Consider the following 22,821-nt stretch of genomic DNA (forward strand, 5'->3'; position numbering starts at 1 on the left):
TTCCTCTCCCTCGACCCGTGGCGCACCCGGCCCGACCGGGCGCCCGGATCGCCGGGCCTGAACCGGCGGCGGACCACGCAGCAAGGATAGTCGAGCGATGTCCTACGATCTCGTCGTCATCGGCACCGGCCCCGGCGGCTATGTCTGTGCCATCCGCGCGGCGCAGCTCGGCCTGAAGACGGCCGTCGTCGAAAAGCGCAAGACGCACGGCGGTACCTGCCTGAACGTCGGCTGCATTCCCTCCAAGGCGCTCCTGCACGCCTCGCACATGTTCGAGGAGGCGAGCCACGACTTTGCCAAGATGGGCATCGGCGTCTCGGCGCCGACGCTCGATCTCGCGCGCATGCAGGCCTTCAAGCAGGAGGGCGTCGACGGCAACACCAAGGGCGTCGAGTTCCTGCTGAAGAAGAACAAGATCGACGCCTTCAACGGCACCGGGCGCATTGCCGCGCCGGGCACGGTCGAGGTGAAGGCCGAGGATGGCTCGGTCACAACGCTCGAGACGAAGAATATCGTCATCGCCACGGGCTCGGACGTCGCGCCGCTGCCGGGCGTGACGATCGACGAGAAGGTCGTGGTCTCCTCGACCGGGGCACTCGAACTCGCGCAGGTGCCCGGCAAGCTCCTCGTCGTGGGCGCCGGCGTCATCGGCCTCGAGCTCGGTTCCGTGTGGCGACGCCTCGGCTCGGAGGTCGTCGTCGTCGAGTTCCTCGACCGCATCCTGCCGGGCATGGACGGCGAGGTGGCCAAGCAGTTCCAGCGCATGCTCGCCAAGCAGGGCTTCACCTTCAAGCTCGGCTCCAAGGTCACCAGGGTGGAGCAGGGCAAGAAGGGCGCGACCGTCACCATCGAGCCGGCCGCCGGCGGCGAGGACGAGACGCTCGAGGTCGACGTGGTGCTCGTCGCCATCGGCCGCGTGCCCTACACGAACGGGCTCGGCCTCGCCGAGGCGGGCGTCGAGACGGACAACCGCGGCCGTGTCGTCGTCGACGGCCACTTCCGCACGTCGGTGCCCGGCATTTACGCCATCGGCGACGTCATCGCCGGGCCGATGCTCGCCCACAAGGCCGAGGACGAGGGCGTGGCGGTCGCCGAGATCCTCGCCGGCAAGGCGGGCCACGTGAACTACGACGTCATTCCCGGCGTCGTCTACACCTTCCCGGAGGTCGCCGCCGTCGGCAAGACGGAGGAGGAGCTCAAGGAGGCGGGCATCGCCTACACCGTCGGCAAGTTTCCCTTCACGGCCAACGGCCGCGCCAAGGTCAACCAGCAGGCGGAAGGCTTTGTGAAGGTTATCGCCGATGCCAAGACCGACCGCGTGCTCGGCGTACACATCGTCGGCGCCGAGGCCGGCGAGATGATCCACGAGGCGGCCGTGCTCATGGAATTCGGCGGCTCCTCGGAAGACCTCGCCCGCACCTGCCACGCCCATCCGACGCGCTCGGAGGCGGTGAAGGAGGCGGCGCTCGCCGTCGAGAAGCGCGCCATCCACATGTGAGCGCCGGCCGGCCGGCGGTGCCGCGCATGAACAGGAAGCCCGGGACCTCCATCCCGGGCTTCTGTCGTTCATGCAGGTGCCATGGAACCGCCCTGGAAAGAACGCGATGGGCGGGCAGGATCGGCCGCGCCACGGAACGATGCCGCATGCGCCGCCTGCTGAAGCTCTTCTGGTTCGTCCTCGCCGTCCTCTTTCTCGTCGAAGCCTGGCTGTGGGACAGGCTCGCGCCAGTCATCGCCGCGATCGTCAGGCTCCTGCCCTGGGTCGCCTGGAAGGCGACCGTGGCGGCCGCCGTCGAGCGTCTGCCGCCGCTCGCCGCGGCCGCGCTCTTCGCCGTTCCGGCGGGGCTGCTCCTGCCGGTCAAGTTCCTCGCCCTCTGGCTCTTCGCGCAGGAGCATTGGATCTCGGCGGTGGCACTCCTCGTCCTCGCCAAGATCCTGGGGCTCGGGGTCACGGCCTTCCTCTTCGACCTGTGTCGCGACAAGCTCCTGCTGCTGCCGTGGTTCGCCTGGGTCTACGTCCGGGTTCTTGCCTTGAGGGACTGGGCGCATCGCGAGACCGAGCCCGCGCGCCGCGCCATCCGGGCCGCCGCCGCCGGGATGCGGCGACGCCTCGGTCTCGACGGCCGGCTGCGACGGCGCCTTGTGCTCCTGCGCCTGCGCGCCCGCCGCTTCGGTCGCGCGACGTGAGGCGCAGCCTCCTGCGGCCGCCTCAGGCGCGCGGGTGGGCGGCGTCGTAGGCGGCGAGCAGGCGCGTCGCGTCCACCTTGGTGTAGACCTGTGTCGTCGAGAGCGAGGCGTGGCCCAGGAGCTCCTGGATGGCGCGCAGGTCACCGCCGCGGCCAAGCAGATGCGTGGCGAAGGAATGGCGAAGCGCATGCGGCGTCGCCGTGTCGGGCAGGCCGAGGGCGCCGCGCAGGTGCTGCATGGCGAGCTGGACGATGCGCGGGCTGAGCGCCCCGCCCCTGGCACCGACGAATAGCGGCCCCTCCGCCGGCAGGTGGTAGGGACAGGCGGCGATGTAGTCGGCAATCGCGCGGGCGACCTGCGGCAGCACCGGCACGGTGCGCGTCTTGCCCCCCTTGCCCGTCACCGTCACGCTGTCGGCGCCGCCGACGGGAGCGGCTGCGCGCGTCAGCGACAGGGCCTCGCCGATGCGCAGGCCCGAGCCGTAAAGCAGGGCAAGGACCGCCGCGTCGCGCAACAGGATCCACGGCTCCTTTTCCTCGCCGGCCCGGCTGTCGGGGTTGGCCGCGGCGCGGGCGGCCGCGGCGGTGAGGGGTTTTGGCAGGCCTCGCGCCACCTTGGGGCTGCGCACGGCGGCGAAGGCGGAGGCCGAGGCCTCTCCGCCGCGTTCGAGATGCTTGGCGAAGGAGCGCAGCGCCGCCAGCTGGCGCATGAGGGACCGGCTGCCGATGCCCTCGCGCCGGCGCGCTGCGAGGAAGGCGCGCAGGTTGAGGGGCGTCAGGCAGCGCAGCGCGGCGAGCGTCGGTGGCGCGTCGAGATGGGTGCCGAGGAAGGCGAGGAACTGCCGCAGGTCGCGCGCATAGGCCTCGACCGTCTTCGGCGACAGGCGCCGCTCGGCGGCGAGATGGGCAAGCCAGGCGCCCGCGGCGCGGGCGGTATCGTCGGGCAGGTCTGGCGACATGCGGCGATTGTCCATCCAAGCGGATAACGGCGGGTTAGCGGCGCGCCGCCTTGTGTCCTGACGCGGCGGGGCGAATCGGTGCTATGCCTCGCGCATGAACGAGGTGCCGGCGACAGGAGGGGGGGACGAGGCGGCGGCTGGCGGGCCGCGCATCGCCGACATCCTCGTGCCCGTGGCGCTCGACACGGCCTATTCCTATGCCGTACCGGATGATCTCGATCTCGCCGCGGGCGATGTGGTCGTGGTGCCGTTCGGGCCGCGCGAGACGGTCGGCGTCGTCTGGGCCCTGCGCGAGGGGACGGGGGCCAATCTCAAGCGCGTCGTCGCCCGGTTCGACGTGCCGCCCTTCACGGCGGCGATGCGCCGTTTCCTCGACTGGATCGCCTGGTACACGGTGGCGCCGCGGGGGCTCGCCATGCGGCTCGCGCTGCGCCTGCCGGCGCCCGATCGGGCGGAGGCGGTGCGCATCGGGGTCCGCCTCGCGGGGCCGCCGCCCGAGCGGCTGACGCCGGGCCGCGCACGCGTCATCGCGGCGGCCGAGGGCGGGCTCGTCTTCACCCGCCGCGAGCTTGCCGAGCGGGCGGCCGTCAGCCAGGCGGTCGTCGACGGTCTCGTCGACGCCGGGACCCTCGAGACGATCGCCCTGCCGCCCGAGCCGGTGGCGCCGCCGCCCGATACCGAGCACGCCCGGTCCGCCCTCTCGCCCGCTCAGGAGAGGGCGGCGGCGGCCCTGCGGGCGACGATGCGCGGTGGCGGCTTCTCCGTCACGCTCGTCGAGGGCGTCACGGGCTCAGGCAAGACGGAGGTCTATTTCGAGGCGGTGGCGGAGGCCTTGCGGCAGGGCCGGCAGGCCCTCATCCTCATGCCCGAGATCGCGCTCACGGCCCAATTCCTCGACCGCTTCGCGGCGCGCTTCGGCGTGCGGCCGGCGGAATGGCACTCGGGCGTCCCGGGTCGCCGGCGCGAGCGCATCCATGCAGGCGTTGCATCGGGGGAGGTGAAGGTCGTCGCCGGCGCGCGCTCGGCCCTCTTCCTGCCCTTTCGCGATCCCGGCCTCATCGTCGTCGACGAGGAGCACGAGGGTGCCTACAAGCAGGAGGACGGGGTCCATTATCACGCCCGCGACATGGCGATCGTGCGCGGGCGCATCGAGCGATTCCCCGTCGTCCTCGCCTCGGCAACCCCCTCCATCGAGACGCGCGTCAACGCCGCACGAGGCCGCTATGCGCATCTCCACCTGCCCGAGCGCTTCGGCGGCCGCAGCCTGCCCGACATCGACGCGATCGATCTGAGGCGCGATCCGGCCGAGCCGGGGCGCTGGCTTTCGCCGCCCCTCGTGCGGGCGGTGCGTGAGACGGTGGGCGGCCGCGAGCAGGCGCTCCTCTTCCTCAATCGGCGGGGCTATGCGCCGCTGACGCTGTGCCGCGCCTGCGGCCACCGCTTCCAGTGCCCCAACTGCTCGGCCTGGCTGGTGGAGCACCGGTTCCGTCGGGCGCTCGTGTGCCACCACTGCGGCCATGTGGAGCGGCGGCCGGAGGCCTGTCCGGCCTGCGGCGGGCTCGACGTGCTCGCCGCCTGCGGGCCGGGCGTCGAGCGGCTCGCCGAGGAGGTGGCGGAGCTCTTCCCGGACTGCCGCAGCATCGTCCTGTCGAGCGACTTCCCCGGCGGCACCGAACGGCTCAGGGCGGAGCTCAAGGCCATCGCCGAAGGCGAGGTCGACATCGTCATCGGCACGCAGCTCGTCGCCAAGGGGCACAATTTCCCGCAGCTCACTCTCGTCGGCGTCGTCGACGCCGACGTCGGCCTCGCCAACGGCGATCCGCGTGCGGCCGAGCGCACCTTCCAGCTGCTGCAGCAGGTGACGGGCCGGGCCGGCCGCGGCGAGAAGCCCGGCCGGGCGCTGATCCAGACCTACCAGCCCGAGCATCCGGTGCTGAAGGCCCTGGTCTCTGGCGATGCCGAGCGCTTCTACCGCGAGGAGACGGCTCAGCGCGAGGCGGCGGGTCTGCCGCCCTTCGGCCGGCTCGCCGGCATCGTCGTGGCGGCTGCGGACCGGGCGGAGGCGGAGACCCACGCCCGCGCCCTGGCGCGCGCGGCGGCGGCGCCGCCGGGCATCGACGTTCTCGGCCCCGCCGAGGCGCCGCTTGCGCTGGTGCGGGGGCGCTATCGCTTCCGCCTGCTCGTGCGCGGCACGCGTGACGCGGATCTGCAGGGGTTCCTGCGCAGCTGGATGACGCGCGCGCCGAAGCCCCCCGCGCGCATCCGCGTCACCATCGACGTCGACCCGATGAGCTTCATGTGAGGGCGGCGTAGGCTGCGGCAATCTCGGCGCCGAGACGGGCGTTGTTCTCGACGAGGGCGATGTTGGCCTTGAGACTGCGGCCCTCGGTCGCCACGGCGACGCGGGCGAGGAGGAAGGGCGTCACGTCCTTGCCGGCGATGCCGCGGGCGGCGGCTTCCGCGAGTGCCGCGGTGATGACCGGCTCGATCTCGGGCGCCGGGATCTCGGCGGCCGCCGGAATCGGATTGGCGACGAGCGCCCCCGCCTCGAGGCCGAGGCGCCGCTGCGCCGCCAGGAGGGCGGCGATCTCCCCGGCCGTGTCGAGGCGGGCGGGGGCGGCAAGGCCGCTGTCGCGTGAGTAGAAGGCGGGAAAGGCATCCGTCCCGACGCAGATCACCGGCACGCCGAGCGTCTCCAATGTCTCCAGCGTCAGGCCGAGGTCGAGGATTGCCTTGGCGCCGGCCGAGACGACGGCAACGGGCGTGCGTGCGAGCTCCGTCAGGTCGGCGGAGATGTCGAAGGTGGCCGGGGCGCCCCGGTGCACGCCCCCGATGCCGCCCGTGGCGAAGACGGCGATGCCGGCGAGCGCCGCGATGCGCATCGTCGAGGCGACGGTGGTCGCGGCGTCGCGGCGCGTCGCGAGCGCGAGGGGCAGTTCGCGCGTGCTCGCCTTCATCACGTTCTTCGCCGTGGCGAGCCGCTCGAGATCGGCGTCGCCGAGGCCCACCTTCAGGCGGCCGCCGAGGACGGCGATGGTTGCGGGTACGGCGCCCTTCTCGCGGATGATGGCCTCGACCCGGCGCGCGGTGTCGAGATTGGCGGGATAGGCCATGCCGTGGGCGATGATCGTCGATTCGAGTGCGACGAGGGGGCGGCCGGAGGCGCGTGCCTCGGCGACCTCGGGGGAGAAGTCGAGCGGCAGGTCGGTCATCGGATGTCCATGGGCTTCGCAGGGAGGGGCGACGCGGGGGCAAGGCCGCTGTCGGGAGCAAGGTGCGCGGACGGGGCGGGCCGCCCCTCCGCGCCGTCCGTTCCAATGGCGGCAGCGAGGGCGGCCGCATCGAGCGCCGCATCCGAATCGACGCTCGCCACCGCCCGGGCCGCTGCCGCCTGGCCGGCGCGCGCCGCGGTCGCGAGGTCGTGGCCGGCGAGGAGCGCCCACAACATGCCGGCAAGGGCCGCGTCGCCGCCGCCCGTGACGTCGACGGCCGCCGTGGCCGCCGCAGGAACGATCACAGGCCGGGCGGGTGCATCCGCCGACGACACGAGGACGCCCCTCTGCCCCAGACCGACGGCGACATGGGCGACGCCGCGGGCATGGAGTGTGGCGGTGGCCTCGGTGAGAGCGCCGTCGTCTGCGACCTCCCGCCCGGCGAGGGCAGCGAGTTCGTCGCGGTTCGGCGTCACGAGGAAGACGGGAAGGCGCGCGGCGAGGAGCGGGCGCAGGCGCTCTGCCTTGGGCACGGAGACGGGCTCGAGCACGAGCCGCACGCCCTCGGCCGCGGTCGTCTCGCAGAGGGCGAGGAGGGTGTCCTGCGGCAGGTTGGCATCGGCGACGACGAGTGCTGCCTGCGCCAGCGCGCCGGCCCGCGCGCGGACGCGCTCCGGGGTGAGCTCCGCCATGATGTCCATGGCGGAGACGGCGACGACGAGGTCGCCCTCGGGTCCGAGGACGGCCGTGTAGAGGCCCGTCGGCCGCGGCAGGCGCAGGACGAGCGACAGGTCGACGCCGGCCGTGGCGGTCTCGCGCATGATGCGGTCGCCGCTCTCGTCCTCGCCCACGGCGGCGAAGAGGCGGACCGGCACGCCGAGCCGGGCGAGGTTCGCGGCGATGTTGCGGGCGACGCCCCCGGGCGTGCTCGTGATCGCGCCCGGATTGGAGGTGGCGGCGAGGGCAGGCGCGGAGGTCCGGCATTTGATGTCGAGATTGGCACCGCCGACGACCACGACCGCGCCCGGCGAGCGGAGGACATAGCCGCGTCCGGCGATGAAACCCTTCTTCATCAGGGCGGAAATGTGCACCGCGACCGCGGCGCGGGTGCTGCCGATGCGCCGCGCCACCGCCGCCGCATCGAGCAGCGGATCGGCCCGCAGGGCGTCGAGGACCTGGCATTCACGATCGGTCAATGCAGTCGACATGGAAGATATAAATATCACTTCACATCAATAAAGAAACCGTCGCCCGGGAGCCGAAGAGGCAGCGCGCAGCGTCTTTGCCGGAGCCACGACGGTTCCGCGGGCGGACATGCTGCGGGGAGCGGCCCGAGATGGCGCGGAATAAGCACCGACGTGCCGTTGCACGCCCCGCAACCATGTGTTAGTGCACCCGCGCCTTCCGGGCGGAACTCAGGCTCCGCCCGCGCACTATCACAGTCCGCGCAAAGGGTCGGGGCGCCACCGAGACATCGGTGACGAGTGCCGGTCCTTGAAGAGAGAGAAAACCGGTGGCCCAAGGCGGTTCGATCGTTTCCGGCGTCGCGGGACGCTATGCCTCGGCTCTGTTCGAGCTCGCCGAGGAATCGAATGCGGTCGATGCGGTCGAGACCGATCTCGACCGGTTCGACGCGCTCGTCGCCGAGAGCGCTGACCTGCAGCGCCTGGTGAGGAGCCCGGTGTTCACGGCCGAGGAACAGGCGCGCGCGCTCGGCGCCGTGCTCGACAGGGCCGGCATCGGCGGGCTCGCCGCCAATTTCCTGCGCCTCGTCGCCGCCAAGCGCCGCCTTTTCGCCGTGCGCGAGATGGTCAGGGCCTACAAGCTCCTCGTCGCCGACAAGAAGGGCATCACGCATGCCCAGGTGACGCTGGCCGAGGAGCCTTCCCAGAAGATTCTCGACGACATCAAGGCGGCGCTCAGGGGCGTGGCCGGGGGTGAGGTGTCCGTCGACGTCAAGATCGATCCCGCCATCATCGGCGGTCTCGTCGTCAAGCTCGGCAGCCGCATGGTCGATGCCAGCTTGCGCTCCAAACTCAATTCGATCCGTCTCGCGATGAAAGAGGTCGGCTGATGGACATCCGCGCCGCGGAGATTTCCGCAATCCTCAAGGAGCAGATCAAGAACTTCGGCTCCGAGGCCGAGGTCACCGAGGTCGGCCAGGTGCTGTCGGTCGGCGACGGCATCGCCCGCTGCTTCGGGCTCGACAATGTCCAGGCCGGTGAGATGGTCGAGTTCGAGTCCGGCGTCCGCGGCATGGCGCTGAACCTCGAGAGCGACAACGTCGGCGTCGTCATCTTCGGCTCCGACCGTGACATCGCCGAAGGCCAGACGGTGAAGCGCACGGGCGCCATCGTCGACGTGCCTGTCGGCAAGGGCCTGCTCGGGCGCGTTGTCGACGCGCTCGGCAATCCGATCGACGGCAAGGGGCCGATCGAGGCCACCGAGCGCCGCCGCGTCGACGTGAAGGCGCCGGGCATCATTCCGCGCAAGTCGGTGCACGAGCCCATGGCCACGGGCCTGAAGGCGGTCGACGCCCTCATTCCGATCGGCCGCGGCCAGCGCGAGCTCATCATCGGCGACCGTCAGACCGGCAAGACCGCGATCGCGCTCGACACCATCCTCAACCAGAAGCCGCTGAACCAGAGCGGCGACGAGAGCCAGAAGCTCTACTGCGTCTACGTCGCCGTCGGCCAGAAGCGCTCCACCGTCGCCCAGTTCGTGAAGGTGCTCGAGGAGAACGGCGCGCTCGAATATTCGATCATCGTCGCGGCGACCGCCTCCGATCCCGCGCCGATGCAGTTCCTGGCGCCCTTCGCCGGCTGCGCCATGGGCGAGTTCTTCCGCGACAACGGCATGCATGCCGTGATCATCTACGACGACCTGTCGAAGCAGGCCGTCGCCTACCGCCAGATGTCGCTCCTCCTGCGCCGTCCGCCGGGCCGCGAAGCCTATCCGGGTGACGTCTTCTACCTGCATTCGCGCCTGCTCGAGCGCGCCGCCAAGATGAACGAGGACAACAAGGCGGGGTCGCTCACCGCGTTGCCGGTCATCGAGACGCAGGCCAATGACGTGTCGGCCTACATCCCGACGAACGTCATCTCGATCACCGACGGCCAGATCTTCCTCGAGACGGACCTGTTCTACCAGGGCATCCGTCCGGCCGTGAACGTCGGCCTGTCGGTGTCGCGCGTCGGCTCCTCGGCGCAGACCAAGGCGATGAAGAAGGTCGCCGGCAAGATCAAGGGCGAGCTGGCGCAGTACCGCGAGATGGCGGCCTTCGCGCAGTTCGGCTCCGACCTCGACGCGACGACCCAGCGCCTGCTCAACCGCGGCGCCCGCCTGACCGAACTCCTGAAGCAGCCGCAGTTCGCGCCGCTGAAGATGGAGGAGCAGGTCTGCGTGATCTATGCCGGCGTCAACGGCTATCTCGATCCGCTGCCGGTCCACCGCGTGCGCGACTTCGAGGAGGGCCTCCTGCACGTCCTGCGGGCGAAGCACGCCGACATCCTGGATGCCATCCGCACCTCCCGGGATCTGTCGGACGACACGGCCGCCAAGCTGAAGAGCGCGGTCGAGGCTTTCGCCAAGACCTTCGGCTGATTGGCCAGGACCGCGGAGAGATAGGCGCCCGTCATGCCGAGCTTGAAGGATCTGCGCAACCGCATCGCCTCGGTGAAGGCGACGCAGAAGATCACCAAGGCCATGCAGATGGTCGCGGCGGCCAAGCTCCGCCGCGCCCAGAGTGCGGCCGAGGCGGCGCGTCCCTACGCCGAACGCATGGGCAGCGTGCTGGCGAATCTCGCCAGCCGCCTGACCACGACCGAAGGGGCCCCGCGGCTCCTGATCGGCACCGGCAAGGACGATGTGCACCTGCTCCTCGTCTGCACGGGCGAGCGCGGCCTGTGCGGCGCCTTCAACTCGGCCATCGTGCGCATGGCGCGCGAGCGGGCGCTCGCGCTCAAGGCGCAGGGCAAGACGGTGAAGTTCTTCTGCGTCGGCAAGAAGGGCTACGAGGCGCTGCGGCGGCAGTTCGAGAAGGACATCGTCGACTATGTCGAGCTGCGCTCCGTGCGCCAGCTCGGCTTCGACCACGCCGAGGCCATCGCCAAGAAGCTTCTCAGGCTGTTCAACGAGGGCGGCTTCGACGTCGCCACCCTCTACTACTCGCATTTCAGGTCGGTGATCGCGCAGGTGCCGACGGCCCAGCAGCTCATTCCCGCTCAGGTCGGCGAGGGTGCCGGCGCGGCGGGCGCGGAGGCGGTCTACGACTATGAGCCGGGCGAGGAGGAGATCCTGGAGGCGCTCCTGCCGCGCAACATCGCCGTGCAGATCTTCCGCGCGCTCCTCGAGAACAACGCCTCGTTCTATGGCGCGCAGATGTCCGCGATGGACAACGCCACGCGCAACGCTGGCGAGATGATCAGGAAGCAGACGCTGAAATACAACCGCACGCGTCAGGCGATGATCACCAAGGAACTCATCGAAATCATCTCGGGCGCCGAGGCTCTCTGAAGCCGCGCTCTGACCGCATCGAGAGGGTACGACAATGGCGAACAAGGCGAGCGACAAGACGGTCGGGCGCATCACCCAGGTCATCGGCGCCGTCGTGGACGTGCAGTTCGACGGCCACCTGCCGGAGATCCTGAACGCCCTGGAGACCACCAATCAGGGCAACCGCCTCGTCCTCGAGGTAGCGCAGCAGCTTGGCGAGAACACCGTCCGCTGCATCGCCATGGACACCTCCGAGGGCCTCGTGCGCGGCCAGCCGGTCAAGGACACGGGCGCGCCGATCGCCGTGCCGGTCGGCGCCGGCACCCTCGGCCGCATCATGAACGTCATCGGCGAGCCGGTGGACGAGGCGGGACCGGTGGAGGCGGAAGCGCGGCGCGCCATCCATCAGCCGGCGCCGAGCTATGCCGAGCAGTCGACCGAGGCGCAGATCCTCGTCACCGGCATCAAGGTCGTCGACCTCCTCGCCCCCTACGCCCGCGGCGGCAAGATCGGCCTCTTCGGCGGCGCCGGCGTCGGCAAGACCGTGCTCATCATGGAGCTCATCAACAACGTCGCCAAGGCGCACGGCGGCTACTCCGTCTTCGCCGGCGTCGGTGAGCGTACGCGCGAGGGCAACGACCTCTACCACGAGATGATCGAGTCGGGCGTGAACAAGCTCGGCGGCGGCGAGGGCTCGAAATGCGCGCTCGTCTACGGCCAGATGAACGAGCCGCCGGGCGCCCGCGCCCGCGTCGCGCTCTCCGGCCTCACGGTCGCGGAGCACTTCCGCGACCAGGGCCAGGACGTGCTGTTCTTCGTCGACAACATCTTCCGCTTCACGCAGGCGGGTTCGGAGGTGTCGGCGCTCCTCGGCCGTATCCCCTCGGCCGTGGGCTACCAGCCGACGCTCGCCACCGATATGGGCGCCCTGCAGGAGCGCATCACCACGACGACGAAGGGCTCGATCACCTCGGTGCAGGCGATCTACGTGCCGGCCGACGACCTGACCGACCCGGCGCCGGCGACCTCCTTCGCCCACCTCGACGCCACGACCGTGCTGTCGCGCTCCATCGCCGAGAAGGGCATCTACCCGGCCGTCGATCCGCTCGACTCGACGTCGCGCATGCTGTCGCCGCAGATCGTGGGCGAGGAGCACTATGCGGTCGCCCGCCAGGTGCAGCAGATCCTGCAGCGCTACAAGGCGCTCCAGGACATCATCGCCATCCTCGGCATGGACGAGCTCTCGGAGGAGGACAAGCTGACGGTGGCGCGCGCCCGCAAGATCGAACGCTTCCTGTCGCAGCCGTTCCACGTCGCTGAAGTCTTCACCGGCTCGCCGGGCAAGCTCGTGTCGCTCGAGGACACGATCAAGGGCTTCAAGGGCCTGTGCGAGGGCAAGTACGACCACCTGCCGGAGGCGGCCTTCTACATGGTCGGCACCATCGAAGAGGCGGTGGAGAAGGGCAAGAGGCTCGCCGCCGAGGCTGCGTAATCACGCTCCGCCGCCCGGGAGGCGCCCGCAGGGCTCCTTCCGGGACCTGGAATGGACTGAGGACAACAAGCGATGGCGATCTTCCACTTCGAGCTCGTTTCGCCCGAGCGGCTGCTCTTCGCCGGCGAGGTCGAGAGCGTGATCGTGCCGTCCGTCGAGGGTGAGATGACGGTCACGGCCCAGCATGCGCCGGTCATGGCCGTGCTGAAGCCGGGCGTCGTCACCGTGTCCGAGGGCAAGGGCGCGCCGCGGCGGCTCTTCGTGCGCGGGGGCTTCGCCGATGTGCGGCCCGAGGGGCTGACGATCCTCGCCGAACACGCGATTCCCCTGGAGGAGCTTGACGCCGAGGCGCTCGCCCAGCTCGTCAAGGACGCCCAGGAGGATTTTGACGACGCCGCGACCGACGAGGCGAAGCGTGACGCGGCGGAGAAGCTCAGCCAGCTCAAGGAGCTGCGGGACGCTCTCGTGCACTGACAGCGTCATGCTCCGGTCATCTTGGAAGGGTCGCTTCGGCGGCCCTTCTTTTTTCGGGAGCCCTCATGCCGAAGCGCGTTCATCGCCGTGCCGTCGGCATTCTGACGGTTCTCGGCGTTCTCGCAGGGTTGGGGGCTCTGCCCCTGGCCGTGGCGTCACCGACGATGGCGGGCCTCGGCACGGCGCCGCCGTGGCCGGTGGTGCTCGGCGCCGCGGTGCTCCAGTCAGCGGTGCTGTTCGCCGTCGCCGCGCATCTCGGCCTTGCTGCGGCGGTGCGCACGGGCCTGCCCGGAGCGCCCCTGCTCACGGCCTGGCTCGCCCGCGCACCGATCCCCCTTGCCGCCGCAAGGCTCGGCCACAGTGCCGCCGTCGGGGTCGCAGCCGGCGTCGCGGCGGTTGCGGCGGACGGCGCCCTGTTTCGCCCACAGCTCCCGGCAGCGCTGATCGCCGCGGACGACGTCGCGCTGTGGAGGCGGCTCCTCGCCGGTGTCCTCTACGGCGGGATCGGCGAGGAGATCCTCATGCGCCTCTTTCTCGTCTCGGCGCTTGCCTTCCTGATCAGCCGCGCCAGGCGCGGCGGCGTGCGGGCCGGGCGCGGGGCCGTCGCCGTGGCCGTGGGGCTCGCCGCCCTCGCCTTCGGCGTCGGCCATCTGCCGGCGACGGCGGCCGTTGCGCCGCTCACGGAGGCGGTGGTGGCGCGGGCGCTCGTGCTCAACGGTCTGGTCGGCGTCGTCTGCGGGGTCCTCTACGTGCGGCGGGGCGTGGAAGCCGCCATGGCCGCCCATGCAGCGGCCCATCTGCCGTTGCAGCTCGCGCCGCTGCTTTTCAGGCTCTGACGGCCCTTCGAGCCCGAAAGGAGAAGGGCCGCACTTGCGGCCCCTCCCCGTTTCGTTGCGTCCGGCATGCGATCAGTCTCAGGCGGCGCGCGCGGTCGCGCCCGCGGCCTCGAGCGCCACGGCGGCGGACTGGATGATGGCGGCGAAGCGCACGGCGGTCTGCACCGTCGAGGCCGGGACACCCGCCTCCTTCAGCACCTTCTCGTGCGCGTCGATGCACATGCCGCAGCCGTTGATGGCGGACACGGCGAGCGACCACAGCTCGAAGTCCACCTTTTCGACCCCCGGATTGGCGATGACGTTCATGCGCAGCTTCGCCGGCAGGGTGCCGTACTCCTTGTTCGAGGCGAGATGCACGAAGCGATAGTAGACGTTGTTCATCGCCATGATCGACGCGGCGGCGCGCGCAGCGTCGAGAGCGGCAGGGTTCAGATGCGGCCTTGCTTCGGCCTCGCAGGCGGCCATGACGTCGGCGTTGCGCGTGGCGATGCCGCAGGCCAGGAACAGGCCGTATTTCTGTTGCACCGGCAGCGTCTCGTCCTGCGCCATGGACGACAGGTTGAGGCGCACGTCCTTGGCGAAGTCCGGGATCTTGGCTTTCAGGCTATCGAATGACATGGGCGCTCCACATGGGCGGTCCCGATCCGGGCGGCGTTCCCGATGCTCTTGCTCGAACCGGGCGGGCTCGCCCGCCCGGCTCCCCTTCAGGGACCGCGGCTCAGGCCGCCTTCAGCGTGGCGCCGCCGATCTCGCGGTTGCAGGGGCAGAGCTCGTCGGTCTGCAGCGCGTCGAGCACACGCAGCGTGTCCTTCGGGTTGCGGCCGACGTTGAGATTGGTGGCATAGACGTGCTGGATCGTGTTGTCCGGGTCGACAACGAAGGTATAGCGGTAGGCGACACCGTCGGGCGAGCGCACGCCGAGGCCGTCGACGAGCGATCCGTTCGTGTCGGCGAAGGACCAGATCGGCAGCTTGTCGAGGTCGGGATGGGCGCGCCGCCAGGCAAGCTTGACGAACTCGTTGTCGGTTGAGCCGCCGAGCACCACAGCGTCGCGGTCGGCGAACTCGCCGGCGAGCCGCGCGAATTCGGCGATCTCCGTCGGGCAGACGAAGGTGAAATCCTTCGGGTAGAAGAAGATGATCTTCCACTTGCCGGGGAAACTCGTCTCCGTCAGCGTCTCGAAGGCGCTCGCGCCATTCTCCTCGTGGTTGTTGAAGCCCGGCTTCACGCCGGTGACGCTGAACTGCGGGAGCTTCTCTCCGATTCCGAGCATTGTCGTCTCCAGGTCATGCCCGCAGGCCGACGCCGCGCGCGAGCGCGGGCGGGAGCCCTGCGAAAAGTCGTGCCGAAAGCGCCACCGCGGGAGGGGGGCGGCGCGGCTGCCATGTTGCAGCGCAGCGCGACCTTAGCAATGAAAAATCGGGAAGAAAGTGCCCGTGCGGCATGGCGCCCGGCAAAGCCCGGCGCGCGCGGCATGGCCGGGGCCTTGCGCACACGGCACCGTCATGCCCCGACGCCGGGGCGGGCGAGTGCCACGAGCTGCGCCAGGGCCTCCTCGGCCCGTTCCGCCGGCACGAAGAGATGATCGTGGTAGAAGGCCGAGACCGGATTGACGCCGATGCCGGCCGCCGCGAGCACCCGCGTCACGGCGGCGAGGAAGCCGACCGCCGCGAGCGAGGAATGGACCTCGAGGGTGATGAGCCGGCAGGGGAAGGCGCGGTCGATGCCCGTGGCCTCGGCCACCGCCTCCGGCAGGATGGCAGTGACGCCCTCCGCCTCGCGAAAGGTCATGATCGCGGCGGCGGCCGCCTGCGGCGGCAGCGTCGCGGCCGTCGCGAAGACGTAGCGCTCCGGCTGCAGCCTCGGTGTCATCGCGCGCAGCAGCCGGGCAAGATCAGTCTCGCCCGGCGGCATGGCGGGAGGCGACGCGGCTGTCTCGCTCATGCCTACTCGCCCATGGCGATGAGGCTGGCGTTGCCGCCCGCCGCCGCCGTGTTGATCGTCACCGTCTGCTCGATGGCGAAGCGCAGGAGGTAGTGCGGTCCGCCGGCCTTCGGCCCCGTGCCCGAGAGGCCGTGACCGCCGAAGGGCTGGGTGCCGACCACGGCGCCGATGATGTTGCGGTTGACATAGACGTTGCCCACGGCAAGGCGCCGGACGATGTGTTCCACCGTGTCGTCGATGCGCGAGTGGACGCCAAGGGTCAGGCCGTAGCCGGTGGCGTCAATGGCGTCGATGAGCTTGTCGAGCTCGGCGGCCTTGTAGCGCACCACGTGCAGGATCGGTCCGAAGACCTCCTCCTTCAGCTCGGCAGGATCGGCAAGCTCGAAGACATGGGGCGCCACATAGGTGCCCTCGGCGGGCGCCGCACCGGCATGGTGCACGCGGCTCGCCTTCTTCATGGCTGCGACATGGGCGTCGAGCCGCTGCTTCGCCTCCGCGTCGATCACGGGGCCGATATGGGTAGCGGGATCGCAGGGATCGCCGATCTTCAGTTCCTTTGCCGCCCCGACGACCATCTCGATCATGCGGTCGGCCACGTCCTCCTGCAGACAGAGCAGGCGCAGCGCCGAACAGCGCTGGCCGGCCGAGCGGAAGGCGGAGGTGACGACGTCGTCGGCCACCTGCTCGGGCAGGGCGGTGGCGTCGACGATCATGGCGTTGATGCCGCCCGTCTCGGCGATGAGGGGGACGATGGGGCCGTCCTTGGCGGCGAGGGCGCGGTTGATGAGGCGGGCGACCTCGGTCGACCCCGTGAAGACGACGCCGGCCACGGCCCGGTGCGCGACGAGGCGCGCGCCGACCGACCCGTCGCCGGGCACGAACTGCAGGACGCCCGCGGGCACGCCCGCTTCGTGCAGGAGCCTCACGGCCTCGAAGGCGACGAGGGGCGTCTGCTCGGCTGGCTTCGCCACGACGCTGTTGCCGGCGACGAGGGCCGCCGTCACCTGGCCGAGGAAGATGGCGAGCGGGAAGTTCCACGGGGAGATGGCGACAAAGACCCCGCGCCCGCGGGCGGCGAGGCGGTTGTCCTCGCCGGTCGGCCCCGGCATCGCCATGTCGGCGAAGAGGCGCTCGCCCTCTGCCGCGTAGTAGCGGCAGAAGTCCACCGCCTCGCGCAGCTCGGCGAGCGAATCATCGAGCGTCTTGCCGGCCTCGCGTTGCAGCAGGGCGAGGAAGCGCCCGCGGCGGGCTTCGAGAAGGTCAGCGGCCTTGCGCAGCGCCGCGGCACGGACAGCGACGGGCGTCGCGTCCCAGCGCCGGAAGGCCGCGGCCGCCGCTGCCATGGCGCGGTCCGCCGTCTCGGGCGTCGCCTCGGCGACGCGGCCGACGACCGTGCGGCCGTCGCTCGGGCTCACCACGTCGCGTTCCGTGCCGGCGGCAGGGCGGCCGTCGACGAGCGGCGTCGCCGCCACGGTGGTGGTCGCCTCGGCAATCTCTGCGAGAAAGCCGCCGAGCGCGGCCTCGTGGCCGAACTCGACGCCTGCCGAATTGCGGCGCGCGGCGCCGTAGAGGTCCTTCGGCAGGGGCAGGCGCGGATGGCGGGCCTCGTCGGGCGAGCCGATGATCGCCGCCGGACGTCTGAGGATGGCCTCGACCGGCACGTCGGGGTCGGCGGCGACCGAGACGAAGGAGGAATTGGCGCCGTTCTCGAGCAGCCGGCGCACGAGATAGGCGAGCAGGTCGCGATGGCCGCCCACGGGCGCATAGGTGCGGCAGGCCGTGCCCGGCACATCCTCGAGGAGCTTGCCGTAGACCGCTTCCCCCATGCCGTGCAGGCGCTGGAACTCGAAGCCGTCAACCATGGCGCCCGCACCGCCGGCGCCACCCGGCCCGGTCCGCCGTCCGGCGCGCTCGACGATGCCGGCGACGGTCAGGGCATTATGCGTGGCGAACTGCGGAAAGATGCGGGGGCGCAAGCCGAGCAGCCGCTCGGCGCAGGCCATGTAGTTCAGGTCCGTCATTGCCTTGCGGGTGAAGACGGGATAGTCGGCGAGGCCCCGCTCCTGGGCGCGCTTGATCTCGGTGTCCCAGTAGGCGCCCTTGACGAGGCGAACCATGAAGCGGCGATCGTGCGCTTCGGCGAGCTCCGCGATCCAGTCGATGACGGCCCGCGCCCGCTTCTGGTAGGCTTGGATGGCGAGGCCGAAGCCGTCCCAGCCGGCAAGCGTGGGATCGGCCACGACGGCGGCGATGACGGCGAGCGACAGCTCAAGCCGGTCGGCCTCCTCGGCATCGACGGTGAAATTGAGGTCATAGGACTTCGCCTGGCGGGCGAGATCGATGACGACGGGCACGAGCTCCTTCATCACGCGCTCGCGGCTCACCGCCTCGTAGCGCGGATGCAGCGCCGAGAGCTTGACGGAGATGCCCGGCCTGTCCGGCAGCGGCGCATTGCCGGCGGCGCGGCCGATGGCGTCGATGGCGGCGGCGTAGGACGCGCGGTAGCGGTCCGCGTCCTCCTGCGTGCGGGCGCCCTCGCCCAGCATGTCGAAGGAATAGCGGTAGAGGCGGCCCGAGCCCGAGCGTGCGCGGGCGAGCGCCTCCTCGATGGTCTGCCCGAGGACGAAGTGGTTGCCCAGCACGCGCATGGCCTGGCGGGTCGCCGTGCGTACGGCGGGCAGACCGATGCGCTTGGCGAGCGCGCCCAGGATGCCCTCCGGCGTCTCGCCCGGCTGGATGATGCGGGCGGTGACGCCGAGCGCCCAGGCGGAAGCAGACACGAGAAAGGCATCCGACTTCGCCTCGTGATGGGCGAAGTCGCCCTGGCCCAGCTTGTCCTCGATGAGGCGGTCGGCGGTGGTGGCGTCGGGCACGCGCAGCAGGGCCTCCGCCAGCACCATGAGGGCGAGGCCCTCCTTGGTGGACAGCGAATATTCCCGCAACAGCTCCTCGACGCCGCCGAGGCCGCCCGCCTTGCCGCGGATCGCCTCGATCAGCCTGCGCGCCAGCCCATCGACGTTGGCCTCGCGCTCCGGTGGCAGGGCAGCGCCGGCGAGCAGCTCGCGCGCAATTTCCGCATCGTCCTGCGCGTAAGGAGCTGAAAAGGGCAAGACTCTCTGCGGAGCTGGGGCAAGGGTACGGGTGGCTTGCGGCATCGGGCGCTTCCTCGCGGGCGTTCGTCGGGCATGTCCAGGAGATGTCCGCAGGATAGAGCGAGCTGCGCCGTGTTTCGATGGATGTTTTGTTGGTTTCTCCGTATCATTCTCTATGAAATCGACATCTTGTAGTGATAACGCCATGCTCGACCGCACCGATCGGCGCATCCTCATGATCCTGCAGGAGGATGGCCGCATCGCGACGATCGACCTCGCCGAGCGCATCGGCTTGTCGCCCACGGCGACGAGCGAGCGGCTGAAACGGCTCACGCGCGAGGGCTACGTCACCGGCTACGGGGCGCGGCTCGACCCCCACAAGCTTGGCCTCGGCCTCATGGTCTTCGTCGAGGTGTCGCTCGACAAGACGACGCCCGACATCTTCGAGCGCTTCGCCGCGGCGGTGCGGCGGGCGCCGGAGGTGCTCGAATGCCACATGGTCGCCGGCGGCTTCGACTATCTCGTCAAGACGCGCGTCGCCGACATGGCCGCCTACCGCCGCTTCCTGGGCGAGGTGTTGCTGGCGCTGCCAGGTGTCACCGAGACGCGCACCTACGCCGTGATGGAGGAGGTGAAGAGGGACGGGCCGCTGCCGGTGTGAGCCGGCGCCTCGCGTCCCGTCTCGCCCGCGCCGCCGGCCCGCGTCATTCGCGCACGCGGCGCGCCAGTTCGCCCGGCGTGAGGCCGAGCGCGCGCCGCATCATGGCGCCGAAGGCGCTGCGGCTCGCATAGCCGAGCGCCCGGGCCACGCGCGCCAGTGGCTCGCCGGCGGTGAGGCGCTCCACCGCCGCAAGGCGCACCTGCTCGCGGAAGGCAACGAAGCTCATGCCGGTCTCGCGGCGGAAGAGGCGGGCGAGCGTGCGCGGCGAGGCGCCGAGCCTCACCGCCCAATCCTCCAGCCGATCGGTCCGGCCCGGATCGACGATGAGCTCGCGGGCGAGCGCCACGAGCCGCGCATCGCGCGGCATCGGAATGCGCAGGGGCGAGCGTTCCGCACGGGCGATTTCGCCGAGGATGAGCGCTGCAAGATGCCCGCCGCGGCCGGCCGGATCATAGTCGGCCGGTTCCTCGGTCGCGGCGAGGATCAACTCGCGAAGGAGCGGGCCGACGGAGATGATGGTGCAGTCCGCCGGCAGGCCGGGATGGGCGCCCTCCTCGATATAGAGCGTGCGCATGGCGAGCGGGCCGCGGATGTCCACCGCGTGCACCGTGCCCGCTGGCAGCCACACGGCGCGCCCCGGCGGCACGATCCAGGCGCTGGTGTCGGTCGTGACGCGCATGACGCCGCTGATCGCGTGCAGGAGCTGGGCGCGGCCATGGCTGTGGGGCGCGATGTGGTGGTCTGCCGGGAAGGGCTTGGCCACCGCCGCCACCGGGAGCGCGGTGGCGTGATGGTCCGCCGGATCAGCCCAGCGTTGCACGGCGCCTGCCTCCTGTCCGAAATCCGACAACAAATGACAGGACGGCGAGGATCGGTCGAGCCTAGCATCTGCCCCGTCGCGGCGCGGATGTGTCGCACGCCAACAGGCCTGAGGTCCGCCGTGAACAGCCCGCGCCCCATGGTCGGCTTCATCAACGTCGCCCACTTCATCGACCATTTCGTGCTGCTGATCTTTCCCACGGCCGTGCTCGCCATGGGGTCGGAGCTCGGCGGCGACTACGGCGCGCGGCTCGCGCTCGCCACGGGCAGCTTCCTCGCCTTCGGCGTCCTGTCGCTGCCGGCCGGATGGCTCGGCGACCGGTGGAGCCGCCGCCACATGCTCGCCGTCTTCTTCCTGGGCACGGGGCTTGCCTGCATCGCGACGGGGCTCGCGCAGTCGCTCGCAGCGCTCGCCGCGGGCCTGACGATGATCGGCGTTTTCGCCGCCATCTACCACCCGGTGGGCACGGCCATGCTGGTGGCCGCCACCGGCGCGAGCGGCCGCGCCATGGGGCTCAACGGTGTCTTCGGCAATCTCGGCGTGGCCTTCGCCGCGATGGTGACCGGCCTCCTGGCGCAGCTCTGGGGCTGGCGCGCGGCCTTCGTCGTGCCGGGCGTCGTCTCGCTCCTCGTCGGCCTCGCGTATCTCGTCTCGGTGCCCGCGGGAAGCGGCGAGGTACCGGTCGCCGCGCACAAGGCGCGGGCCCCCGCGCGCGGTGACGGTCTGCTGATCGCGCTTGCGCTCGCCGTGACGGTGGCGGCCGGGGGCCTCACCTTCAACGGCGCCGTCATCGCCGTGCCGAAGCTCGTCGACGAGCGCCTGCCCGCGCTCGCGCCCCAAGCGGCCGCGGTCGGCGCCGTGGCTACCGCCATCTATCTCGCGGGCGCCCTGACGCAGCTCGTCGTCGGGCGGCTCGTGGAACGGGTAAACCTCGGGGCGATCTTCGTGGCGCTCGGGGTGATGCAGGCGCTTGGCCTTCTCGGCATCGCCGTCCTGCCGGGCGCCGCGGGCCTCGCCATGGCGGCCCTCGTGCTCGCCGCCGTCTACGGTCAGGTGGTGGTCAACGACATGATCATCGCCCGCGCCGTGCCGGACGCCTGGCGAGCCCGCGCCTACGCGGTGCGCTATGTGCTCGGCTTCACGTCCTCGACGCTCGCGCTGCCGCTCATCGCCTGGCTGCACACGCCAGAGCGCGGCCTCGGCCCCGTCTTCGCCGTGCTCGCCCTGTTCGGCGCCGCGGTTGCGGCGGCGGCCTGCCTCTACCTGGGCGCAACCCGCAGGACAGCCCTCGTCCGGCCGGCTGAATGACCATGCGCCGGCTCGCGGTGGCACGACCTTCCCCGTGGTTCGGATGTCGTACAACGTCGGGGCCCGTGGTCACTTTTTCGGCATGATGCCCGTCGTCCGGGCGGGCGAGGGGGCGATCGCGCTTGACAGGTTGCGGAGCGAACGCAGGATCGGCGCGGATCCCCTTGCGGCATGGGCCTTGCGTGCGACGCCGATCGGGGGATGCCCACAGCCGGGATGCGGCTGGGCTTCGCACTCGAACCTCGGAGTTTTGCGCGATGATCACCGTCAGCACCAGCCGCCTGGCCACCAGGTCGCGCAGCGGCGGTGGCGGCCGACGAGCGCTCGTCGCCGTGCTCGCGGCGTTCGTCGGTCTCGTCACCCTGCCGGCTCTGGCGCAGACGCCGGTTCGCTTCACGCTCGACTGGCGCTTCGAGGGGCCGGCGGCGCCCTTCCTCGTCGCCGTCGACAGGGGCTATTTCAAGGACGAGGGGCTGGACGTCACCATCGACACGGGCAACGGCTCGCGCGAGGCCATCCCGCGCGTCGCCTCCGGCACCTATGACATGGGCTTCGGCGATGTGAACTCGCTCGTGCGCTTCCGCGACGAGAACCCGGGCGTGGACGTCAAGGCGGTGATGATGGTCTACGACCGCCCGCCCTTCGCCATCGTCGGCCGCAAGAGCCGCGGCATCACCAACGACGTCGCGAGCCTGCAGGGCAAGAAATTCGGCGCGCCGACGGCGGATGCCGCCTTCGCCCAATGGCCCATCTTCAAGGCGGTCAACAACATCGACGACAGGTCGATGAAGTTCGAGAACGTGGGCTTTCCCGTGCGCGAGCCCATGCTGGCCTCCGGCGAGGTGGACGCCATCTTCGGCTTCGCCATGTCCTCCTACATCAACCTCAAGTCACGCGGCGTGGCGGTGGACGATATCGTCATGCTGCTCATGGGCGACTACGGGGTCGAGCTCTACGGCAACGTCATCATGGTCTCGCCGAAGTTCCTCGCCGAGAAGCCGGAGGCGGTGAAGGGCTTCCTGCGCGCCCTGGTGAAGGGGTTCAAGGATACGGCCGCCAATCCCGCCGCCGCCGTGGACAGCGTCATCAGGCGCAACGACGTGGCGCGCAAGGATGTGGAGCTCGAACGCCTCACCATGAATCTCCAGCAGAACGTGCTGACCCCCTGGGTCAAGGAGAACGGTTTCGGCGGCATCGACAGGGACCGCTTCGCCAAGGCGATCGACCAGATCGGCCTCACCTTCACCTTCAAGCACAAGCCCAAGGTGGAGGACATCTTCGTCGAGGCCTACCTGCCGGCGAGGGCAGAACGCATGAGCGTGAGCCAGTAGCGGACGGCGCGC

The 22,821-nt window shown here is 70.7% G+C and carries 20 protein-coding genes; 12 read left to right on the forward strand and 8 right to left on the reverse strand.

The window, feature by feature from the left end:
- Positions 1-97: 97 nt before the first annotated feature.
- Positions 98-1,498: a dihydrolipoyl dehydrogenase gene (gene lpdA, locus QNA08_RS03815; protein ID WP_283739365.1), complete on the forward strand. Its 1,401-nt coding sequence runs from the start codon at positions 98-100 to the stop codon at positions 1,496-1,498.
- Positions 1,499-1,644: 146 nt separating this feature from the next.
- Positions 1,645-2,187: a hypothetical protein gene (locus QNA08_RS03820; protein ID WP_283739366.1), complete on the forward strand. Its 543-nt coding sequence runs from the start codon at positions 1,645-1,647 to the stop codon at positions 2,185-2,187.
- 22 nt (positions 2,188-2,209) lie between these two features.
- On the opposite strand, the gene QNA08_RS03825 is transcribed toward QNA08_RS03820, so the two are convergent.
- Positions 2,210-3,145, reverse strand: a complete 936-nt coding sequence (locus QNA08_RS03825) for a tyrosine recombinase XerC (RefSeq protein ID WP_283739367.1) — start codon at positions 3,143-3,145, stop codon at positions 2,210-2,212.
- A gap of 94 nt (positions 3,146-3,239) precedes the next feature.
- Here QNA08_RS03825 and QNA08_RS03830 point away from each other — a divergent pair, with 94 nt between their 5' ends.
- On the forward strand, positions 3,240-5,447 hold the full coding sequence (locus QNA08_RS03830; RefSeq protein WP_283739368.1) for a primosomal protein N': 2,208 nt from the start codon (positions 3,240-3,242) through the stop codon (positions 5,445-5,447).
- Here QNA08_RS03830 and QNA08_RS03835 read toward each other — a convergent pair.
- Together QNA08_RS03835 and QNA08_RS03840 are read right to left on the reverse strand one after the other, a co-directional pair.
- On the reverse strand, positions 5,440-6,357 hold the full coding sequence (locus QNA08_RS03835; protein WP_283739369.1) for a pseudouridine-5'-phosphate glycosidase: 918 nt from the start codon (positions 6,355-6,357) through the stop codon (positions 5,440-5,442). The two genes, QNA08_RS03830 and QNA08_RS03835, sit on opposite strands and share 8 nt — an antisense overlap.
- Positions 6,354-7,565, reverse strand: a complete 1,212-nt coding sequence (locus tag QNA08_RS03840) for a carbohydrate kinase (RefSeq protein WP_283739370.1) — start codon at positions 7,563-7,565, stop codon at positions 6,354-6,356. The genes QNA08_RS03835 and QNA08_RS03840 overlap by 4 nt, the downstream gene beginning before the upstream one ends.
- Before the next feature lie 305 nt (positions 7,566-7,870).
- Here QNA08_RS03840 and QNA08_RS03845 point away from each other — a divergent pair, with 305 nt between their 5' ends.
- From QNA08_RS03845 to QNA08_RS03870, 6 genes are all read left to right on the forward strand, one after another.
- A complete protein-coding gene (locus QNA08_RS03845; protein ID WP_283739371.1) occupies positions 7,871-8,431 on the forward strand; it encodes a F0F1 ATP synthase subunit delta in 561 nt (186 codons plus the stop codon).
- A complete protein-coding gene (atpA, locus tag QNA08_RS03850; protein WP_283739372.1) occupies positions 8,431-9,960 on the forward strand; it encodes a F0F1 ATP synthase subunit alpha in 1,530 nt (509 codons plus the stop codon). The genes QNA08_RS03845 and atpA overlap by 1 nt, the downstream gene beginning before the upstream one ends.
- Before the next feature lie 33 nt (positions 9,961-9,993).
- Positions 9,994-10,872 (forward strand): F0F1 ATP synthase subunit gamma, encoded by an 879-nt coding sequence (locus tag QNA08_RS03855; protein WP_283739373.1) that lies wholly within the window; start codon positions 9,994-9,996, stop codon positions 10,870-10,872.
- A gap of 34 nt (positions 10,873-10,906) precedes the next feature.
- A complete protein-coding gene (atpD, locus tag QNA08_RS03860; protein ID WP_283739374.1) occupies positions 10,907-12,343 on the forward strand; it encodes a F0F1 ATP synthase subunit beta in 1,437 nt (478 codons plus the stop codon).
- A gap of 72 nt (positions 12,344-12,415) precedes the next feature.
- A complete protein-coding gene (locus QNA08_RS03865) occupies positions 12,416-12,817 on the forward strand; it encodes a F0F1 ATP synthase subunit epsilon (protein ID WP_283739375.1) in 402 nt (133 codons plus the stop codon).
- Positions 12,818-12,882: 65 nt separating this feature from the next.
- On the forward strand, positions 12,883-13,653 hold the full coding sequence (locus tag QNA08_RS03870) for a CPBP family glutamic-type intramembrane protease (RefSeq protein WP_283739376.1): 771 nt from the start codon (positions 12,883-12,885) through the stop codon (positions 13,651-13,653).
- Between the two features lie 78 nt (positions 13,654-13,731).
- Here the strand turns inward: QNA08_RS03870 and ahpD are convergent, their stop codons facing one another.
- The 4 genes from ahpD to putA form a co-directional block, all read right to left on the reverse strand.
- Positions 13,732-14,271, reverse strand: a complete 540-nt coding sequence (ahpD, locus tag QNA08_RS03875) for an alkylhydroperoxidase, AhpD family (protein ID WP_283739377.1) — start codon at positions 14,269-14,271, stop codon at positions 13,732-13,734.
- Between the two features lie 100 nt (positions 14,272-14,371).
- Positions 14,372-14,926 (reverse strand): peroxiredoxin, encoded by a 555-nt coding sequence (locus tag QNA08_RS03880; RefSeq protein WP_283739378.1) that lies wholly within the window; start codon positions 14,924-14,926, stop codon positions 14,372-14,374.
- 230 nt (positions 14,927-15,156) lie between these two features.
- A complete protein-coding gene (locus QNA08_RS03885; protein WP_283739379.1) occupies positions 15,157-15,597 on the reverse strand; it encodes an ACT domain-containing protein in 441 nt (146 codons plus the stop codon).
- 2 nt (positions 15,598-15,599) lie between these two features.
- Positions 15,600-18,752, reverse strand: a complete 3,153-nt coding sequence (putA, locus tag QNA08_RS03890; protein WP_283739380.1) for a bifunctional proline dehydrogenase/L-glutamate gamma-semialdehyde dehydrogenase PutA — start codon at positions 18,750-18,752, stop codon at positions 15,600-15,602.
- A gap of 142 nt (positions 18,753-18,894) precedes the next feature.
- Here putA and QNA08_RS03895 point away from each other — a divergent pair, with 142 nt between their 5' ends.
- Entirely contained in the window at positions 18,895-19,350 is a 456-nt protein-coding gene (locus QNA08_RS03895; RefSeq protein ID WP_283739381.1) for an Lrp/AsnC ligand binding domain-containing protein, read from the forward strand.
- Positions 19,351-19,393: 43 nt separating this feature from the next.
- Here QNA08_RS03895 and QNA08_RS03900 read toward each other — a convergent pair whose 3' ends face one another.
- Positions 19,394-20,170 (reverse strand): AraC family transcriptional regulator, encoded by a 777-nt coding sequence (locus QNA08_RS03900; RefSeq protein WP_283739382.1) that lies wholly within the window; start codon positions 20,168-20,170, stop codon positions 19,394-19,396.
- A 120-nt stretch (positions 20,171-20,290) separates the two neighbouring features.
- On the opposite strand from QNA08_RS03900, the gene QNA08_RS03905 reads away from it, so the two are divergent.
- Both QNA08_RS03905 and QNA08_RS03910 read left to right on the forward strand, forming a co-directional pair.
- Complete coding sequence (locus QNA08_RS03905; protein ID WP_283739383.1) at positions 20,291-21,478, forward strand: MFS transporter; 1,188 nt, start codon at positions 20,291-20,293, stop codon at positions 21,476-21,478.
- Between the two features lie 257 nt (positions 21,479-21,735).
- On the forward strand, positions 21,736-22,809 hold the full coding sequence (locus tag QNA08_RS03910; protein WP_283739384.1) for an ABC transporter substrate-binding protein: 1,074 nt from the start codon (positions 21,736-21,738) through the stop codon (positions 22,807-22,809).
- Positions 22,810-22,821 lie beyond the last annotated feature (12 nt).

This window comes from Chelatococcus albus (assembly GCF_030067675.1).
Taxonomy (GTDB): Bacteria; Pseudomonadota; Alphaproteobacteria; order Rhizobiales; family Beijerinckiaceae; genus Chelatococcus_A; species Chelatococcus_A albus.

Bases quoted from the DNA above. Each gene is read 5' to 3' on its own strand.
- lpdA (WP_283739365.1), top strand. From the start codon at position 98: ATGTCCTACGATCTCGTCGTCATCGGCACCGGCCCCGGCGGCTATGTC.
- QNA08_RS03885 (WP_283739379.1), bottom strand. From the start codon at position 15,597: ATGAGCGAGACAGCCGCGTCGCCTCCCGCCATGCCGCCGGGCGAGACT.
- QNA08_RS03870 (WP_283739376.1), top strand. From the start codon at position 12,883: ATGCCGAAGCGCGTTCATCGCCGTGCCGTCGGCATTCTGACGGTTCTC.
- QNA08_RS03840 (WP_283739370.1), bottom strand. From the start codon at position 7,565: ATGTCGACTGCATTGACCGATCGTGAATGCCAGGTCCTCGACGCCCTG.
- atpD (WP_283739374.1), top strand. From the start codon at position 10,907: ATGGCGAACAAGGCGAGCGACAAGACGGTCGGGCGCATCACCCAGGTC.
- QNA08_RS03835 (WP_283739369.1), bottom strand. From the start codon at position 6,357: ATGACCGACCTGCCGCTCGACTTCTCCCCCGAGGTCGCCGAGGCACGC.
- QNA08_RS03820 (WP_283739366.1), top strand. From the start codon at position 1,645: ATGCGCCGCCTGCTGAAGCTCTTCTGGTTCGTCCTCGCCGTCCTCTTT.
- QNA08_RS03895 (WP_283739381.1), top strand. From the start codon at position 18,895: ATGCTCGACCGCACCGATCGGCGCATCCTCATGATCCTGCAGGAGGAT.
- QNA08_RS03830 (WP_283739368.1), top strand. From the start codon at position 3,240: ATGAACGAGGTGCCGGCGACAGGAGGGGGGGACGAGGCGGCGGCTGGC.
- ahpD (WP_283739377.1), bottom strand. From the start codon at position 14,271: ATGTCATTCGATAGCCTGAAAGCCAAGATCCCGGACTTCGCCAAGGAC.
- putA (WP_283739380.1), bottom strand. From the start codon at position 18,752: ATGCCGCAAGCCACCCGTACCCTTGCCCCAGCTCCGCAGAGAGTCTTG.
- QNA08_RS03865 (WP_283739375.1), top strand. From the start codon at position 12,416: ATGGCGATCTTCCACTTCGAGCTCGTTTCGCCCGAGCGGCTGCTCTTC.
- QNA08_RS03825 (WP_283739367.1), bottom strand. From the start codon at position 3,145: ATGTCGCCAGACCTGCCCGACGATACCGCCCGCGCCGCGGGCGCCTGG.
- atpA (WP_283739372.1), top strand. From the start codon at position 8,431: ATGGACATCCGCGCCGCGGAGATTTCCGCAATCCTCAAGGAGCAGATC.
- QNA08_RS03910 (WP_283739384.1), top strand. From the start codon at position 21,736: ATGATCACCGTCAGCACCAGCCGCCTGGCCACCAGGTCGCGCAGCGGC.
- QNA08_RS03855 (WP_283739373.1), top strand. From the start codon at position 9,994: ATGCCGAGCTTGAAGGATCTGCGCAACCGCATCGCCTCGGTGAAGGCG.
- QNA08_RS03880 (WP_283739378.1), bottom strand. From the start codon at position 14,926: ATGCTCGGAATCGGAGAGAAGCTCCCGCAGTTCAGCGTCACCGGCGTG.